We start from the raw sequence: 16,935 nt of genomic DNA on the forward strand, positions 1-16,935 counted from the left end.
CTTCGTGGGGCTGGCCACCAGAAGGGCCGATCGCCGCGTCATGCTCCTTGTGAATACGTCGAGTATTCCCTTCGTCCCATTCCTTGCGCTCGGCCCTTCTGGTGGCCAGCGCAAGCCTGTAATTAGCGTGAACAGGCCCTAGGATTCGATCGCTTCGAAACGAACATCCGCACAGTTCGCGCTCGTTCGCATGCGCACACAAAATCGCGCGAACCCGGATGCGCAATGGCGGCCGGTAGCCTACTCTTTTCTTATCCCGTTGCCCCCGCTCAGCCGAGCATCCATCGATAGCCGCACCTCGCCATGATCGCCATTTTTCGCCGCCTTCCCGCGCCGCGCGTCCGTGGGCATTGGCGCTTTCCAGCTTTGGGCGCGCTGGCTCTCGCGAGCGCCTGCACATTCACGCCGCCTCAGCGGCCGTCCGCGCTGACGGCCCCGCCGCCGGCCGCAGTCAACAGTGCGACGCTCGATCAGTACCGCAAGCTGGTCGCCGAGCGTATCGTCGAGCGCAATCCTTCCTATGTGCAAAAACGCCCGCCGCAAGCGATGCTGCGCTCGCTCGTCGTCGTTGCGATGAAGGTCGATCGCGATGGCAAGCTGGTCTCGTCGTCGGTCTATCGCACCAACGGCGACGACGAAGCGGAAGCCACGGCGCTGGCCTCGCTACGCCGCGCCGCCCCGCTGCCACCGCCTCCGCCCAAGCTGCTCAACGCACTCGGTCAACTCGAAATGTTCGAGGATTGGCTCTTCAACGACGACGGTAAGTTCCAACTGCGCACACTTGCCGCGCCGCAGGCCCAGGCGTTCGACTGAAACGCTCGCACCGTGCATCCGCCGACGCCAAGGTCGGCGGACTCGCTATAATCCAGACCGCATTGCATCGCACCGCTGGCCGCGTCGCACCGCTTGGCGGCCAATGCGTCGAGCAACGCAGCGATTCCCGATCGATCCACAACAACGGACCCCGCCTGCGTTCGGCGCGGTTTCGCGCGCGGGCCTCGCATCGCGCGTCACGACCACGGAGACTCCTATGCCGGCTTCGCCGTCATCCCCCGCGATGGCTACCTCATCCGACGCAGACAACGCGACGAGCCGCTCGCGCATCGTATTCGCGAGTTTCATCGGTACTGCGATCGAGTTCTACGATTTCTACGTCTACGCCACCGCGGCCGCGCTCGTGATCGGCCCGGTATTCTTCCCGCACAGCTCGCCCACGGCTCAGGCGCTCTCGGCGTTCGTCACGTTCGGCCTCGCTTTCATCGCGCGGCCGGTCGGCTCGATGCTGTTCGGGCATTTCGGAGACCGCATCGGCCGCAAATCGACACTCGTTGCGTCGCTGCTCGTCATGGGCGTATCGACGACATTGATCGGTTTCGTGCCCGGCTACGATTCGATCGGCGGCCTGGCACCGGTGCTGCTCTGCATCCTGCGTCTCGGGCAGGGAATCGGTCTAGGCGGCGAATGGGGCGGCGCCGCGTTGCTCGCCACGGAGTACGCGCCGGCAGGTCGCCGCGGCTGGTTCGGCATGTTCCCGCAACTCGGACCGTCCGTCGGCTTTCTGGCATCGAACGGACTTTTCTTCGGATTGGCGCTCACGTTGTCGGACGAGCAGTTTCGCAGCTGGGGCTGGCGCGTGCCGTTCCTGCTGAGCGCCGTGCTCGTCGCGCTCGGGCTTTACGTCCGGTTGAAAATCGCCGAGACCCCGGCCTTTCGCGCGGCAATCGAGCGGCGCGAACGCGTACGCGTGCCGCTCGTCACGCTGTTCGCACGCCACGGCGGGCCAACGCTGCTCGGGGCGTTGGCGATGGTCGTCTGCTATACGCTCTTTTATATCTCCACCGTCTTCACGCTCTCGTATGGCGTCGGGACGCTGCATTTTTCACGGCAAAGCTTCCTCGGGCTGCTATGCCTCGCCGTCGTTTTCATGGCGCTCGCGACGCCGCTCGCGGCATGGGCCAGCGACAGATTCGGCCGCCGGCCCGTCCTCATAGCCGGTATCGCGGCCGCCATCGCCTCGGGCTTTACGATGGCACCGCTCGTCGGAAGCGGATCGCCGCCGCTCGTCGCGCTCTTTCTCATCATCGAGCTGTTTCTGATGGGCATCACGTTTGCGCCGATGGGTGCGCTGTTGCCCGAGCTCTTTCCTACGAGCGTGCGTTACACCGGCGCAGGGGTGTCGTACAACCTCGGCGGGATTCTCGGCGCATCGGTCGCGCCGTATATCGCGCAGATGCTCGCGGCCCGCGGCGGCCTCGCGTGGGTCGGCGCTTATGTCTCGATCGCCGCCGCCGTCAGCCTCGTCGCCGTCCTCGCAATGCGCGAGACACGCGGTATTGCGCTGAACTGAGCGTTTCCTTTACGCACGGGGCGGGCCGCGCCGAGCCGCCGGCCCGGCTCCTACTCGCGCTCGCGGGAGCGGGCCGGAAGCCATGCCATCGCTGCCGGCGCGCTGACCGGACGCTTGCGAGCCTTCAACGCGCTTGCAGCGTGTCCGAGCGACACGAGTAGAACAACGGCTGACGCGTCACCGAGCAGACGCGTCGGCCAGTCCGTCCAGATATCGCTCGTCTGCACACGTGCGAGCGCCAACGCCGCGTCGATCGACATCGAGACCACCGTGCCGCCCACGAAGCAGATGAGGCCTTGTTTGCCGATCGTCACCACGCTCGGCAAGCGATCGGCCAGCTTGCGCAACCATCCTAGCCGCACTGCTTGTGCGCACAGCCAGGCAATCGAGAGGAAGCTGACGATGCGAACGCTCGCGAGATTCTGTTTCATGAAGCCCGGCGACGGATGCGCATCGATGCAGAGCTTGACGAAGGCAAAGGTCAGGGCCACGACGAAGGCGGCCCGCGTTACCCGCTTTCCCGTCACCGTGGCCAGCGTCTCGGCCGATACCGGGTGTATCCGTGCGAGGATGCCGAACATGAACATCAGTTGCCAGGCAAACGGATTGAAAGGCCAGCTCCCGTCGCCCGCCGCCGGCAGCAAAGCGCCGAGCCATGGCGCGACGAGCCAGAGGGCGAGACTGGACGTCAGCACGGCCGCCGGAGCGCGGCGCGTAAGCGGCACGATGAGCGGCACAACCAGCGCGAACAGCACATACATCGGCAATACGGCCGATAGATAAGGCTGACGACGAAAGAGCGCAACGTCCGCCAGCGTCTGCAACGGATGGCGCGCGAAGACGGGCCAGCTCGTATCGGCCATCGCCGCTTGCGCGCAGGGCACGCGGGTCAACAACGCACCGCCGACCAGCATCAGCGCCGCGGTCAGCAAGTAAGCCCGATAGATTTCTCCGGCCCGCTTGAAAAAGCGTCGGCGGGCGCCGGTTTCGCCGTTGCTGGAAGCCACCGCGCCATAGGCCGCCGCGGAAGCATAACCGCCTAGAAATACGAATACTTCGGCGGCATCGCAATACGCGTAGCTATGCAGCATCGCGTGTTGCAATATCCCCCTCGAGATGTGATCGAGCGCGATGACGATCAACACCGCACCGCGCAAAAAATCCACTTCGACCGAACGTCCCGCAGTCCCACTCATTGGATCCCCTCGAACGAATCGGACGGCGGCAACCGGGCAATGCTATCGGCGCCCCGCCTCGACCCTCGTTTCCTGACGAACAAATGCGATGGACAACCTGTTCCCTCGTCCGTTCCTCGTCGAGCCGATGCCGTTCATGAAAAGCAGGGTTCGCGCCTGCGCGGGTTGTGCGCCGCGCAACGATGCGTGGATTCAACGATCGTAATAACGGCCATGATAGCCGCCATGGTAGTAGCCGGGATAGTAACCTCCGGCCGGTACCACGACACATCCCGCCAATGTCGCGGCCAGCAGCGCCCCCGCGACCCAAGTCAGTATCGAGCGTTTCATTTCGTCTTCTCCCCTCAAGCGCGTGCATGCGGCGCATATCGAACATCGGAACGTCGAATCGTTGCGGCCAATTCGACGGATGAGTCGATTGGACAGCAGCACGCGATGCCGCAGCGTTGCAATTTGTAAGCAGCCGATGCGGACGTATTACAGAACATCGGCATCGCGCGTGGAACACGGTGCGTACGCTGGCGGCATGGGTGCCGCCGTGAACGAACGGGCACAGATTTAACAGGCTTGTAATGAGCGCAGCGCCCAATCCTGCAAGCACATCGCCTCGATTCTTGCGAGGCGTGACAGACGATGGCTCGCTATAATCGCCACTTTGGCCGCCCACTCCCCCATGCTCCGGACCAAGCTCGCCCGATCCCCCGGTCTCGTCCGCTACACGCGGCACCTATGGCGCCGCTATGGGATTTTCTGGCTAGGCGCGATTGCGGTCGGATTGCTCGCCGTTTTCTACGCGCGGCTGATCGACTGGGGCTACAGCACCTTCCAGGCGATGCAGCATCGCCACGCATGGCTGCCGCTGATCGTCACGCCAGCCGTCGGCGCGGCGTGCGTCTGGGCCACGCGACGCTTTTTCCGAGGCGCGGAAGGCAGCGGCATCCCGCAGGTCATCGCCACGCTCGAAGAAGGCCCGTCCAGGCTCGGGCCGCGCATGCTCGCCATGCGCATTCTCGTCGGCAAAGTCGCTGTCTCCTTTCTCGCGATCCTCGGCGGTTTTACGATCGGACGAGAAGGGCCGACGGTGCAGGTTGGTGCAACGCTGATGTACAACCTGCGCCGTTTCTATCCGCGCTCGAATGCCCTCATCGAGCGTCAGCTCGTGCTCGCCGGTGCGGCCGCGGGCCTCTCCGCGGCCTTCAATACGCCGCTGGCCGGCATCGTGTTCGCCATCGAGGAGTTGACGCGCAGCTTCGAAGCACGCGCGAGCGGCGTGCTGATCACGGCCATCATCGTGGCCGGCGTGATCGCGCTGGGCATGAATGGGAATTACACCTACTTCGGCACGATCCAGCTCGGCTCGCATTTCCCCGATCTGCTCGCGCTCGCCGTTGTCATCACTGCGCTGGTAACCGGGCTTGCGGGCGGTTTTTTTGCGTGGCTCCTGCTGCACACCTCGCGCTGGCAGCCCGCCGCGTTGCAGCGGTTGCATCGCGAGCAGCCGGTACTGTTCGGCGCGCTGTGCGGACTCGTGGTTGCGGTCGTGGGCATCGTCTCGGGCGGCACGACATTCGGCAGCGGCTACGCCGAGGCGCGCGGCCTGCTCGACGGACGCGAACAATTGTCGGCGTTTTATCCGTTCCTCAAGCTGATCTCGATGGTCGGCTCGTATTTGCCCGGCATACCGGGCGGCATCTTTGCACCGTCGCTATCGATCGGTGCCGGCTTCGGCAACCTGCTGCACATGGTGTTCACGAACATGCAGTTGCCGATGCTGATTGCGCTCGCGATGGTGGGCTATCTGGCAGCGGTGACGCAGTCACCGATTACGTCTTTCGTCATCGTGATGGAGATGATCAACGGTCATGCGCTCGTGATCTCGTTGATGGCGACCGCACTGATCTCCAGCCGTGTGTCGCGGCTCATTGCGCCGCCGCTCTACGAGTCGCTTTCACACCGTTATCTGACGCCGGCGGCACCACCCGCGGCCGCGCCCGAATCGCCCAAGACGCTCGAACCGCTTTTCGAAGACGAGGAGCCGCCGGCAAAGCCGGCTGACGAGCGAAGCAGTTGATCGACAACCGCGCAAAAACCGGGGAGATGAGCAAGCCACGCAAGTTGCGCAGCGGCGACGGCGATGCGGACGTCAGACGCCCGCATCTCGTTCAAGTCTGAGGAATTTCGATTTTGACTTCGAGGACTTCGAGATCGTCTTGCCGTTCGAGGCTCACGCGGATATCGTCGTCCGAAATTTTGACGTACTTCGAAATGACCGCGACGAGCTCCCGCTGCAGCGCCGGCAGATAATCGGCCGGCGCGTGCCCACCGCCGCGTTCGTGAGCAATGATGAGTTGCAGTCGCTCTTTCGCGACCGCCGCGGACTTCTTCTTTTCGCCGAGCAAAAAGGAAAGTATCGACATGGCGTGCTCCGCTTACTTGCCGAAGAGGCGCTGCAAAAGCCCCGGCTTCTGATAATCGGTAAAGCGCAACGCCTTGTCCTCGCCCAGAAAGCGCGCAACGATATCCTTGTACGACTCGGCCACGTCGGTGCCGTCCATATGCACGGCCGGCAAGCCCTGGTTCGAGGCGTGCAGCACCGCCTCCGATTCGGGCACCACGCCGATCAGTTCGATACGCAGGATCTCCTGGATATCGGACAGCGAAAGCATTTCTCCTTCGCTCACACGCTTCGGGTTGTAGCGCGTGATGAGCAGATGTTCCTTGATCGGCTCCTTGCCCTCGATGGCGCGCTTCGTCTTCGAGGAAAGGATGCCGAGAATGCGGTCGGAATCGCGCACCGACGACACTTCGGGATTCGTCACGACCAGCGCCTCATCGGCAAAATGCATGGCGAGCAACGCACCCGATTCGATACCGGCCGGAGAGTCGCAGACGATGTAGTCGAAGCCCATGCCGCTCAGATCGTTGATGACCTTCTCCACACCTTCGAGCGTGAGCGCATCCTTGTCGCGCGTTTGCGACGCAGGCAGGACGAAGAGGTTGTCGCACTTCTTGTCCTTGATGAGCGCTTGGTTGAGATTCGACTCGCCCTGGATCACGTTGATGAAGTCGTACACGACGCGGCGCTCGCAGCCCATGATGAGGTCGAGATTGCGCAGCCCGACGTCGAAGTCGATCACGGCCGTCTTGAAGCCCCTCAGTGCGAGGCCCGACGCGAAGCTCGCGCTCGTCGTGGTCTTGCCCACGCCGCCCTTGCCCGAAGTCACCACAACGATTTTTGCCATTTCCCCTTACCCTGTGTTCGTCAATTGAGTCGATGAGGCTTGCGCGATGCGTATCGCGCATCTCACGTGAGCCGCAGCGGCTCGATGATCAGTCGTTCGTCGGCAAGCCGGATTTGCACCGACTTGCCCAATAATTCGGCCGGCAACGGGTTTTCCGACGTCCGATAGATGCCTGCGATCGAAATCAGTTCCGGTTCGAGACACGTGCAGAAAATCCGCGCGTCGTGATTGCCGTGGACGCCGGCGAGTGCGCGCCCGCGTAGCGGCGCGTAAATATGGATGTTGCCTTCGGCGATCACTTCCGCGCCGTAGCTCACGAGCCCGAGCACGATGAGGTCGCCCTTCGCATAGATTTGCTGCCCCGAGCGCAGCGGTTTATCGATGACGAGCGCCGACGCAGCGACCTGCGGCACCGGCGCAACGACGTCCGCGGGCTGCGGCGCGGCGGCGCTTGCGTGCTCGCCCTTCTGAGGCGCTGCGCGCCGGTCGCGCGCTTCGAGCAAAGGCAGCCCGCCGCGAGCGGCCCACTCGGTCTGATGTGGCGAGGCAACGACGCCGAGCGCGCGCATTCTGACTTCGCCCAGCAGTGCCGTCAGCTCGTCGACCGGCACGCGCTCGTCATCGGCAAGGCGCCGTACATCGATGGCGACGACATCGCCCGCGAAGAATTCGGGAGTCGCCTCGAAGCGCCGCGTGAGCTCGCTCTTCAGCGCACCGAGGTCGGTCGTCTTGACGACGAACAAGAGCGTATCGACCGAGCCGCTGCGTAGTTCGAAGAATGGCGATTTATTCAGCGACATAGCATTGAGGCAAAAAATTTTGCGTATTTTACAGGGGTCCGCGCGTGCGGCGACGATTTTTCCGATATGAGGAATGGCTGCGGTGGCCGGAATGGCCCGTCAGCGAACGGTGCGCAACCCGTCAGAGCCGATTCCGAAGGAGATGACGCAGGAGGCAGGATGGGGCGCACTCAGCGCTTGACGTGCCGCACCAGCAGCGTTTCCCACGCTTCCGGTTGACGTGGCATGCGTGCGTGGTCGCCCGTGGGCCCGAAGCCGAGGCGCTCGTAGAACCGCATCGCGTTGCGGTTGATGTCGGTCACCCACGCGTGGATTTCGTCGGCGCCGCGCTCGGCGAGCCATTCGCTCGCCGTATTGACCAGCAGCTCCCCACCGCGCAAATGGCGCACGGCCGGCGCGACCCATAGCGCGCAGACGAACGCCTTGTGCCCGTCGTCGAAGTAAGCGCCGATCAGCCCCGCCGGGTAACCTTCCGTGTAGAGAATGAAAGACGTGGAGATGTCGGATCCGGCATGGCGGGCGGCGATCGCTTCGAACGTTTCCGTCTGTTCGTGGAGCGCCTCCTCCAGCGTCTGCCCGAACGCGTAGGGCGCTTCGCGTAATGCAGCGGTGCGCAATTCGCGCAGTGTTGGGCCCTGGTCGGCAGCAATACGGCGAACTGTCAGCGATGAACTCATGAATATCCGATGGGCGGAAGAAATGCTGGTGCGTAGCTTCGCCCTAACCGGCGAGCGAGTCAAATAGTCGTCGCGGAAAAGCACGCTGAGAGTCTTGCAAGACCCGGAACACGCGCATCTATAGCACGTAAGCACACTGAAAGAAAGCTCTCGCGTTGGCACTACGAAACGTCAGGCGTGCCGATCGTCGCCACGGGCGAGCGTCACGACCGCGCCGTATCTTGCGGCCGCAAGAGGCGCCAAGCCATCGCGGCGAGCACGGCGACGGCCAATAGCAACGCGCCCCAGAGCACGTATCGGCGCCCTGAGTCCGCATTGCCGGCGGCTCGCCGCGCTTCATCCTCGTCGACCGGCAGCGGCGCGCCCAGATGTGCCGGCTTGACACCCGCCCCGCCCTCGCCCCCCACGAGGATGTCGTCGCGCGGCTCGGCGGCCCCGGCAACGCGCGCATTGCCGACGCCAAGCGAGAACGGTCCGGCGCCGCGAGCGACGAACGTGAGCCGTGCCGGTTGCCAGCCCACTGCGGCGCTCGGCATGCCGTTGCCCAGTCCGCCGTTGCGCATGTCGACGACAATTCGCCATTGACCATCCGTATCCGGCGCGAATTCCAAAGGCGGATTGCGCGCTTCGCCGTGTTGCGCGACGCGAAAAAGCAGCGCGTGCGCAATCTCGCGCCACGGCACATCGCCGTTCGGGCGCGAGTAGACGGTGGCTTGCGCCACCGTATTCAGTTGCGGCACATCGATTCTGAGGCGGTCGACCGGGTAGGCGCCGCCCGTTTCGAACAGGTATTCGCCCGCAGCTTTGCCCGCACGGGCGACGAGGCCCTCGCGCCATTGGCGGGCGCCATCGGATGGGCGGGCTTCATCGGGATAAAGCTCGACGTCGACCGATGCGATCTCCGGGCCGCCGCCAAGCCACCGAAGCCGCAAATAGCGCTCTGTCTGCCCGAGGTTATCGAGCGCGATGCGTTCCTGCGCAAGGCGCTCGCCGTTGTGATTGGCCTCGAGGATCGAGGCATCGGCCACCGCACGCCAGCTTTGCAGATCGGCGCTGGCATCGACATGCACGCGTCCTTGGTAGCTGTCCTCCCGCACATGGATGACAAGCGCGCCCACGTGCTGCGCGGCAGAACCGATATCGAGCAGGTCCGCATCGCGCGCGCCCGCGTTCGGTGCGGCCGTCGTGAGGCGCAGTGTCCCATCCTGTGCGATGGACACGCCGGCCGTTGCGGCGGGCGCATTCGCAGCGGCGGTCGGCAACGGAAACCAGTTGACCGGACGCAGCGTCGGCGCCTGATGGGCCACGGGCGCATCGAGCGAATAAGGCACGGGCTCGCCTGCGCCATTGAGCACACGCACGTCTCCGAGATCGGATCGACGGCTCGCGGCATAAACGGCCGGTGGCACGGCAAGCACGTAGTACGGCGCGCTGCCGTCCAGTTCGAGCGCAAAGCGATGCATGAACGGCGTTGGCGCAGCTTGCGCCGCAACCGGCAGCCCAATGGCGAACGCCGCGAGAACCGCCGCGCCGCAGCCTGCAACGAAACGCTTCAGGTGAGGTTCCCTCCCGTTGTTTCGTGCTCCGAAACTTTCGGCGGCAGCGGCGAAAAGTAGCCGATCAACAGCAGCATCACGCCGATCCCGATGAACGACACGATGCGCTCGAGCCCCTGAATGTGCGACAAGTCGAACACGAACAGCTTCAAGACGGTCAAGGCGAGCAGGCCGGCCGCTACGAACCAGACCGCGCGTGCGCCCTTGTGCGTGGCCCAGATGGTCATGGCAAGCGCGCTCACCGCCCAGAGGATCGAGACGCAGGCTTGCGCCAACGTGGAGCGCGCCATTTCGCCGAGGCTGTACGGCAGACCGATCCAATGATGAAGCGCGCGCAACAGCAACGCGTTGAGCCAGAGAAATCCCGTGGCCAGTGTCGCGTAAGCGAACACGCGGGACGGTAACGCAAAACCGAATGTCGACGCGCGCCGCAGCCATGCCGCCATCGCAACGAACACGAGCATCTGCGCGACATCGAGTGGATTGAGTAGCGGCAGCCACAGCAACGGCGCCGCGCTGCCATCGCTTTGCAAACTGGCGAGGGTCCATACCCAGAGCAGTGCGGCAAGCGGCCCGGCCGCCCACAGCTGATAGGCACGCGCGAATCGCCCGATGGGCCAACGCAAGCGTGTCCCGACGGTCGACACGAGTAAAACCGCCATGCCGACGCCGTATGCCCACGCGCTCCAACTCCAGGCACCCTCGGGCACGTACGTGCGCAAACGCCAATACGCTTGCTGGGCGAGCACACAGCAGAGCACCCAGAACATCACCGTATGCAGCGCATCCGCAGTCCGGCCAGGCGCATCGCTTTGCTCGCGCCATAGCAGCAGATATCCGAACACGAATGCGGCCGGCCACGCAATTGCCCCGAGACCCGTGAGCGGCGCCTCGTTCAAGCCCAGCGCGGCGAGCGAAAGCCACGCCAGTACCGGCGCGAGCGCCAGTGCGGGCCATCGCGCCGCAGGCCATGCAAGCGCGTGGCGAAGCGCATGCGCGAACCAGGCTGTCAGCACGGCAAAGAGTATCGAGGCATCGATAGCGAAACGCTGTGGCGCCCCGACGGCATGCATTTGCGCGTAGGCCGCGATCTCGTCCGCTCCGCCGCCGATCCACCAGAGAAGCCCCCAGATCGCCGCCGCGAGGCCCAGTTGCCCGGTCCACGGACGCCACGCGCGCCCTTCGTCGCGCCCATGCAGTTGCCAACCGGTGAAAACGCCGCCCGCTGCAATCAGCAATGTCGCCAGATAGGCGCCGTTCAGCACCGGCGTAGCGGGTGCGCTCGCGAAAAGCTGACTCACGAAAAATGCGCCGGCTGCCGCGAGCTGCATGAGGAGCCCGAAAGCAAGCGGCAAGTAGCGCCGTTGACGCACGCCGAGCCAGGTGACGGCGGCGCCTTCGACCGCCCAGGCCGCGCTCGTCGTCGGTCCGCTGAACGCGAGTGGAATAGCGAGCGTCGCGAAGACGACGCCAATGGCCGCCGCGGACTGAAACAGCAACGCCAATCGCTCGCGCCGACGCGCGAGCCACGCGGCTACGCTCAGGTAGAAAGCGCCCAGTGCCACCGCGCTCCAGGCAAGGCCGAATGGAATGTGCCTCATCAGCGCAGCCTGCAAACCGAGCGCGACGATGGGGGTGCCGAATACGAGCGTGCCGTCGACGTAATGCTGGATCGCGAGTTCGCGGCGCATCGCATAAAGCAGTGCGATGCCGACGTACATCAGAAAGAAGAGGATCAGAAACGGCTCGGTGCTCGCGAGCAATTCAGGCCGGTACGACGTCACTCCCCAGGCTGTGCCGATGGCGAAAGTGAACGTAAAGCCGAGTAAATTGAGTGGACGCCAGGCCTTGAACCAGGCGATGGCGAAGATGCCGGCATCGAGCAGTGCGTAATAACTGAACAGAACGACGTGACTGCCGCCACCTGTCGAAATCAGCACCGGCGCCAGGAAGCCGCCCGCACTCGCGAGAAACGCAAGCGCGGGCGCGTCCTGGCGTACCGCCAGAAACACACCCAGGGCACAAATGACGACCATCAATGGGAACGCCGCACTGGCGGGCAGCAGCCCGTACAGCTTGGTCGCCGCAAACACCGTCAGGTACAGCACACCGATACCGCCGCCTTGCAGTACGAGGCCATAAGCACCGCGCCGCGGGCCGATACGCCAGCCCAGTACGAGCAGCACGACGGCGCCGAGCGCGACACCCGCGAGGCGGAACTCAACTGGCAGCATCGCGTTGTCGGCCGCATATTTGAGCAGGAACGCCACGCCGAAAAAGAGGACGATGATGCCCACCCGCACTACCGTGTTACCGCCGACGAGCCAATCGCGCGCCGCTCGCACCGCACGCTCGAAGATCGTCGGTGCGATCGGTGCGATCGGAACGGTCTGCTCGTTGCGCTCGCCGGGCATGGGCACGGACATCGCCGCGGTTCCGGGCTGAACTTCGCTTGCGTCGTCACGGGAGGCCGGCGGCGTGCCGGAATCGGAGGGCCCGACAGGCGCTACTGTCGTCTGCGCGGCGACAGCGTCGCCGGGGAGCGGCTGCGCGATGGGAGACACCTGAGGGGGTTGCGCCTCGGGCGAATGCAGCCGCGCGAGTTCCTGCGTCAATGCGGCGACCTGGCGTTCGAGCTGCTCGACGCGCGCAGCGAGCGTCGTCGAACCGTCGAAAGCCTTTTCCGCGCCCGCGTCAGCGGTTGTTTGAGCCGGCGATGCCCGGCGGAGCCACACGCCGAACATGAAGCCGGCCAGCGCTCCCACTATCGCCCCGCTCACATCGGAGGCACCGAGAAGCCGCGCCATCGCCGAGCCGATCACCAGGCCCACCACCCCAAAGATCCAGCGCATGTGTTCCTCTTTTTGTCTTTTCATCGCAACGGCAACGGCCAGCGTGCGCAATGTGCGCGACGCGAGCAACGTGAGCAACGCGAGCGACGTCCGATATGGCAGGAGAACGATGTGTAGGCTATCACATGCATTTTCGCGTGCCCCCGTTGGTGTGGCATGCCTCGTTTGCGACACTACGGCCGATCGGCTACGATCGGAGCCCTAGTCACGCGCCCGCTTTGCACTGCATTGAAAGGTCACTGAGGATATGAAGAAGCATCTATCGATCGTTTCCGCGGCGCACATTGCCGCCGCCGCACTGACGCTTGCCGCCGCCTCGCTCGCGTTCGCTCACGCCAGGCCGACTCGTCAGGAGCCCGCCGCCGGCGCCACTATCCCGGCGACGATCAACAAAGTTGCCATCGATTTCGACGACCGTCTCGAACCGGCGTTCAGTTCGATCGATGTGACCAATGCACAAGGCAAGTCCGTCGTCAGCGGCAAGTCGGCTGTCGATGCGGCGAACCCGAAGCACATGTCGGTTTCGGTCGGCACACTCGCGCCCGGCAAGTACACCGTGGTGTGGGTCGCCGTTGCCGCGGACGGGCATCGCACACAGGGGCGGTATACGTTTTCGGTGAAGTAACTGCCGAGCATGCGATCGTCTTCGGCATCACGATAGTCGCCACGGAAGGCGATCGCATCGTCAAGCGCCACCCTCGCGCACAAATACGGCCGCAAGCCACTTCAACGCTCGCCACGCAAAACTTTGACGCGCCGCGCCGATCGTCGCGGTGCCGACGATCTCGCGCGGCCACGCCTCGTTCCCGGGGCACGCGCCGATCCGTACGCGATAGGTGGCCGCGAGCGGCACGAGCTGATGCGTGCCCGGCTGCGACTGCACAGGCAGCGGCCCACCGTACACGCTTGCCAGCGATGGCACATCGAGCGCGGCAAGATTGACGCGATCGACGGCCGTTACGCGGCAGTGCAGCGCACCCCGTTCTGGCAGCGACGCAACGAATGTCACCGGCTCGCCGGACGCGATGCGCGCCGCATCGTCTTCACCGACGAACGCCTCGCCCTTCACCCCCATCGGCCCGACGACGTCGAACAGATGCTCGCCGCGCGGCAGCCAGGTACCGGGCGCGAGCGCGTCATCGGTTTGCACGACACCTTCGAACGGCGCACGCAGCGTGAGTTGCGCGACTTGCGCCGAGAGCCCCGCCACCGTTTCGCGGGCAGCGTCCCAGCGCCGCCGCAGCGCGACACCCTGTTCGAGTAGCCGCGTATCGAACGACTGCTGCTCGACCTGCCAGCGCAACAACGCTTCGTCGGCTCGTGCTGCTTGCAGTCGATGCGTCAGATCGGGCGAGCTCAGCACGGCAAGTACGTCACCCGCATGTACGCGCTGACCGTCGCGGGCGATCGGTGCCTCGCCGCTCGCGTAAGCCGCCTCGGGAGCGTAGAGGCCTTGCGCGCGCTGCGGCCCCAGCACGGCCGGCGCGCCCACACCGCCGTGCCAGGGCAGCACGACAAGCGCAAACAGGATCGCGCCGAGGGCCGCGCTACGCCGGGTCTGCCGGCACCAACGCAGCGCCGAACGGCGATGCCAGCAGGCGATGACTTCGCGCACGATCGGCCGTGCGATGAACCAGCCGAATTCGACGCAAAACAGGATCAAGCCCAGCGCCTTGAAAAAAGCGTGATAGACGATGAGTGCAATCGAAAAGAAGACGACGAGCCGATAGAGCCAGGTCGCGAACGAGAACGCGATCAAAAAGCGTCTGCGGCGTGCTGCGCACGGCTCGGGCTGGGGATCGCCAAAACCGAACAGCTGCTCGCGCATCCACCAGCGGCCGAACGCAAACGCGCGATCGTGCAGATTCGGCATGTCGAGCCAATCGGACAGCAGAAAATAGCCGTCGAAGCGCATGAACGGGCTCGCGTTGATCGTCAACGTGCCGATCCAGGTCGTCGTTGCGAGCAGGAATGCGCCCGCGCGCAACGGGCCATCGGGCAACAGGCTCCAGGCCAGCGTGGCGAATGCGGCCAATGCAAGCTCGGTCACCATCCCGGCAGCACCAATGCGCAAGCGTTCGGCGCGCCCCGGCACCTTCCAGGCTTCGGTGGTATCGGTATAGAGCACTGGCACCATGACGAGCAGCGCGACGCCCATCGTCGGCACGCGGCAACCGTAGCGATGCGCCGTGAACGCATGGCCGAACTCGTGCAGCACCTTGGCACAGCCCAGTGCGAGAGCGATCGCGGCAAGCCCGCGTAGATCGGCGTAGCCGTGGAAGGTGTGGACGAATTCGTCCCAGCGTCGCGACACGAGCACGAGCCCGATCAGCGCCGCAACCGCGACGCCGATCCAGAACGCGGGGCGGTAGGCGAGTTCGGCGTAACGCGCGAAGCGCCGCAGAAAAGGCATCGGCCGCCACAGTGGCACGCGAACCATCAAATAATGCTTGAGCAGCCACATGGCGTGCGACAGCTTGCCCGCCGCGGCTGCGCTCGCGAGCCGTCCCGTGTCGGCCGCGCTCGTCGCGACGAGCAGATTCTGATGAAGCAGCGTCCGTACGAGCGACTCGAAGTCCTCCATCGTCAGGTTCAACGTCGTCTCGGCGTTGACCGAAGCGACGATCGCCCTTGCATCGTCGAGCGGCCAGCGCGAGAGCATCTCGAACGCGGGCCACCCGATCTGGAAGAAACGATTCGCCGCCGGATCGTGGAGCATCCACGTCGGGGCGCCGTCCGGCGTCGCGGCGCCGGGCGTGAGACTCAGTTCTTGGCGAAGGGATGGAAGGCGGGGCATCGAAGCTACGTCATTTCACAAGGCGTGGTCATGGACCGACCTACCAGCCGAACCACTGCCGGGCCGATGCGAGCGGGCGGCGCAGCAGATAGTAGGCGAGCGGCACCCATCGACCATGAATGCGCGCGGTACCCATCGTGCCGAGCGGCGGCTTGGCAGCATCGACGAACGTTGCCTTCACACGGTAGGCGACCACGCCGTCGGGTGTCGGCTCGGCGCGATACGCCACCGTATCGATGCGGGCATCGTAGGACGCGAGCGGCGAGCTCTTCGGATAAAGCGTGACGGTCGCGCCAGGTACGACATCGACGTTGTCGGCAACGGGCACATAGGCGGTCAACTCAACATGGACCGGATCGGCGAGCAGCATCACCTTCTCCCCGATCGATACCGCCTTGCCGTTCCAATCGTTCGGATCGGAGAACACCGCGACGCCGCCGCGTGGCGCATTCACGCGCACGCGCGCGAGCTCGCGCGCCGTATAGTCGAGTTCGACCGCGCTCTGATCGAGTTTGCCTTTGCGCAACGCCATGTCGAGCCGGTCTTTATCGTCGGTGACGGCCAGTTGCGCGGTCTGCCGGTATTCCTCCTGCGCTGTGGCGTAGTTTTTGTTTGCAAGCGCATAGCGCGAAGCGAGTGTCGTCGAGTCGAGTGCGAAGAGCGGCGCGCCCGCCTCGACGCGCTGATTCGGCTGCGCGAAGAGCTTGTCGATGACGCCGTCGAGCGGCGCGCGCACGACGAACGGATCCTTCGGCGTGACTTCGGCCGGCGCGAGCACCGTCAGCGGCACGGGTATGACGAGCGCAACGGCGACGGCTGCAAACAGCCGGCGTCGATGTTTGCCGGCGCGCAGGGCGAGTTTCGTGCGCTGCAGCCAGGAAGCGCGTGGCGAAAATGCCGCGAGGGCGTGCGACCAAACGCGCGCGAGCTCGGCTAGCAGCGCTTCGTCGAGCTGCGTCCACGGCTCGTCGCGCGCAAAGAGGACACCGCCGAGCGAGCGGCCGGTGCGATCGAAAAGCGGCACCCATAGAGCATGTGCCGGCCACCAGGCGTCCCATTCGGCAGCGAGCGGCTCCGGCAGGCTGTCCGCAACAAAGGCATAGGGCCAATCGAGGGCCGGCTGATCGCCGGCACCCGCCCCCTCGCGCGCGTCCGCCTGCTGCGATGCCGATGACGCGTCCGCTTGCGTCGAATGACGTTTTTCAAGCTCGCGACACACTTGGCCGAGCCATTGCACATAGGGTGCGCCGGGATCGCTCTGCGGCAGCCCCGAGACCGCTGCGACCGCACCCGGAAGCGGCGCCGGCGCCCGCCACCACGCCGCTTGACGATAAGGGACGAGCGAAAGGGACTCATTGACGATGACGAAGCCGAGCGTCTCCTCGCTCGGTGCTTGCCGGGCGCGTGCTGACAACTGCCATAGCAGCGCGAGCGCGTCCGCCTGGATCCGCAAGGGGGCGTTCATGAC

General features: G+C 64.9%; 14 protein-coding genes. 4 read left to right on the top strand and 10 right to left on the bottom strand.

Features of this window, described 5'->3' with window-relative positions:
• The first annotated feature begins 303 nt into the window (after positions 1–303).
• Positions 304–813 carry a TonB family protein gene (locus tag ACO1XS_RS00050; RefSeq protein WP_331573139.1) on the top strand — a complete coding sequence of 170 codons (510 nt, stop codon included), beginning with the start codon at positions 304–306 and terminating at the stop codon, positions 811–813.
• A 217-nt stretch (positions 814–1,030) separates the two neighbouring features.
• The gene (locus tag ACO1XS_RS00055) at positions 1,031–2,347 is read left to right on the top strand and encodes an MFS transporter (protein WP_331573137.1); all 1,317 of its coding nucleotides are present in this window, start codon (positions 1,031–1,033) and stop codon (positions 2,345–2,347) included.
• A 50-nt stretch (positions 2,348–2,397) separates the two neighbouring features.
• On the opposite strand, the gene opgC is transcribed toward ACO1XS_RS00055, so the two are convergent.
• Together opgC and ACO1XS_RS00065 are read right to left on the bottom strand one after the other, a co-directional pair.
• Positions 2,398–3,543, bottom strand: coding sequence for an OpgC domain-containing protein (gene opgC / locus ACO1XS_RS00060; protein ID WP_331573135.1), 1,146 nt, complete (start codon positions 3,541–3,543; stop codon positions 2,398–2,400).
• A gap of 192 nt (positions 3,544–3,735) precedes the next feature.
• A complete protein-coding gene (locus ACO1XS_RS00065; RefSeq protein ID WP_331573132.1) occupies positions 3,736–3,873 on the bottom strand; it encodes a hypothetical protein in 138 nt (45 codons plus the stop codon).
• Between the two features lie 343 nt (positions 3,874–4,216).
• Between ACO1XS_RS00065 and ACO1XS_RS00070 the strand changes: the two genes are divergently transcribed.
• Positions 4,217–5,614 (top strand): chloride channel protein, encoded by a 1,398-nt coding sequence (locus ACO1XS_RS00070; protein WP_331573130.1) that lies wholly within the window; start codon positions 4,217–4,219, stop codon positions 5,612–5,614.
• Between the two features lie 91 nt (positions 5,615–5,705).
• On the opposite strand, the gene minE is transcribed toward ACO1XS_RS00070, so the two are convergent.
• The 6 genes from minE to ACO1XS_RS00100 form a co-directional block, all read right to left on the bottom strand.
• Positions 5,706–5,960, bottom strand: a complete 255-nt coding sequence (minE, locus tag ACO1XS_RS00075) for a cell division topological specificity factor MinE (protein WP_173257066.1) — start codon at positions 5,958–5,960, stop codon at positions 5,706–5,708.
• Positions 5,961–5,972: 12 nt separating this feature from the next.
• A complete protein-coding gene (minD, locus tag ACO1XS_RS00080) occupies positions 5,973–6,785 on the bottom strand; it encodes a septum site-determining protein MinD (RefSeq protein WP_331573128.1) in 813 nt (270 codons plus the stop codon).
• 62 nt (positions 6,786–6,847) lie between these two features.
• Complete coding sequence (gene minC / locus ACO1XS_RS00085; protein ID WP_486389774.1) at positions 6,848–7,585, bottom strand: septum site-determining protein MinC; 738 nt, start codon at positions 7,583–7,585, stop codon at positions 6,848–6,850.
• A 170-nt stretch (positions 7,586–7,755) separates the two neighbouring features.
• Positions 7,756–8,262: a GNAT family N-acetyltransferase gene (locus tag ACO1XS_RS00090; RefSeq protein ID WP_331573125.1), complete on the bottom strand. Its 507-nt coding sequence runs from the start codon at positions 8,260–8,262 to the stop codon at positions 7,756–7,758.
• Between the two features lie 203 nt (positions 8,263–8,465).
• On the bottom strand, positions 8,466–9,818 hold the full coding sequence (locus ACO1XS_RS00095) for a DUF3999 domain-containing protein (protein ID WP_414720325.1): 1,353 nt from the start codon (positions 9,816–9,818) through the stop codon (positions 8,466–8,468).
• Positions 9,815–12,670, bottom strand: a complete 2,856-nt coding sequence (locus ACO1XS_RS00100; RefSeq protein ID WP_486389775.1) for a DUF2339 domain-containing protein — start codon at positions 12,668–12,670, stop codon at positions 9,815–9,817. Before ACO1XS_RS00100 ends, ACO1XS_RS00095 begins: the two co-directional genes overlap by 4 nt.
• A gap of 247 nt (positions 12,671–12,917) precedes the next feature.
• Here ACO1XS_RS00100 and ACO1XS_RS00105 point away from each other — a divergent pair, with 247 nt between their 5' ends.
• Positions 12,918–13,295 carry a copper resistance protein CopC gene (locus tag ACO1XS_RS00105; RefSeq protein ID WP_331573121.1) on the top strand — a complete coding sequence of 126 codons (378 nt, stop codon included), beginning with the start codon at positions 12,918–12,920 and terminating at the stop codon, positions 13,293–13,295.
• A gap of 60 nt (positions 13,296–13,355) precedes the next feature.
• Here ACO1XS_RS00105 and ACO1XS_RS00110 read toward each other — a convergent pair whose 3' ends face one another.
• A complete protein-coding gene (locus tag ACO1XS_RS00110) occupies positions 13,356–15,467 on the bottom strand; it encodes a site-2 protease family protein (protein ID WP_331573119.1) in 2,112 nt (703 codons plus the stop codon).
• Between the two features lie 40 nt (positions 15,468–15,507).
• Positions 15,508–16,932 (bottom strand): efflux RND transporter periplasmic adaptor subunit, encoded by a 1,425-nt coding sequence (locus tag ACO1XS_RS00115; protein ID WP_331573118.1) that lies wholly within the window; start codon positions 16,930–16,932, stop codon positions 15,508–15,510.
• Positions 16,933–16,935: the final 3 nt, after the last annotated feature.

This window comes from Trinickia sp. (genome assembly GCF_057351765.1).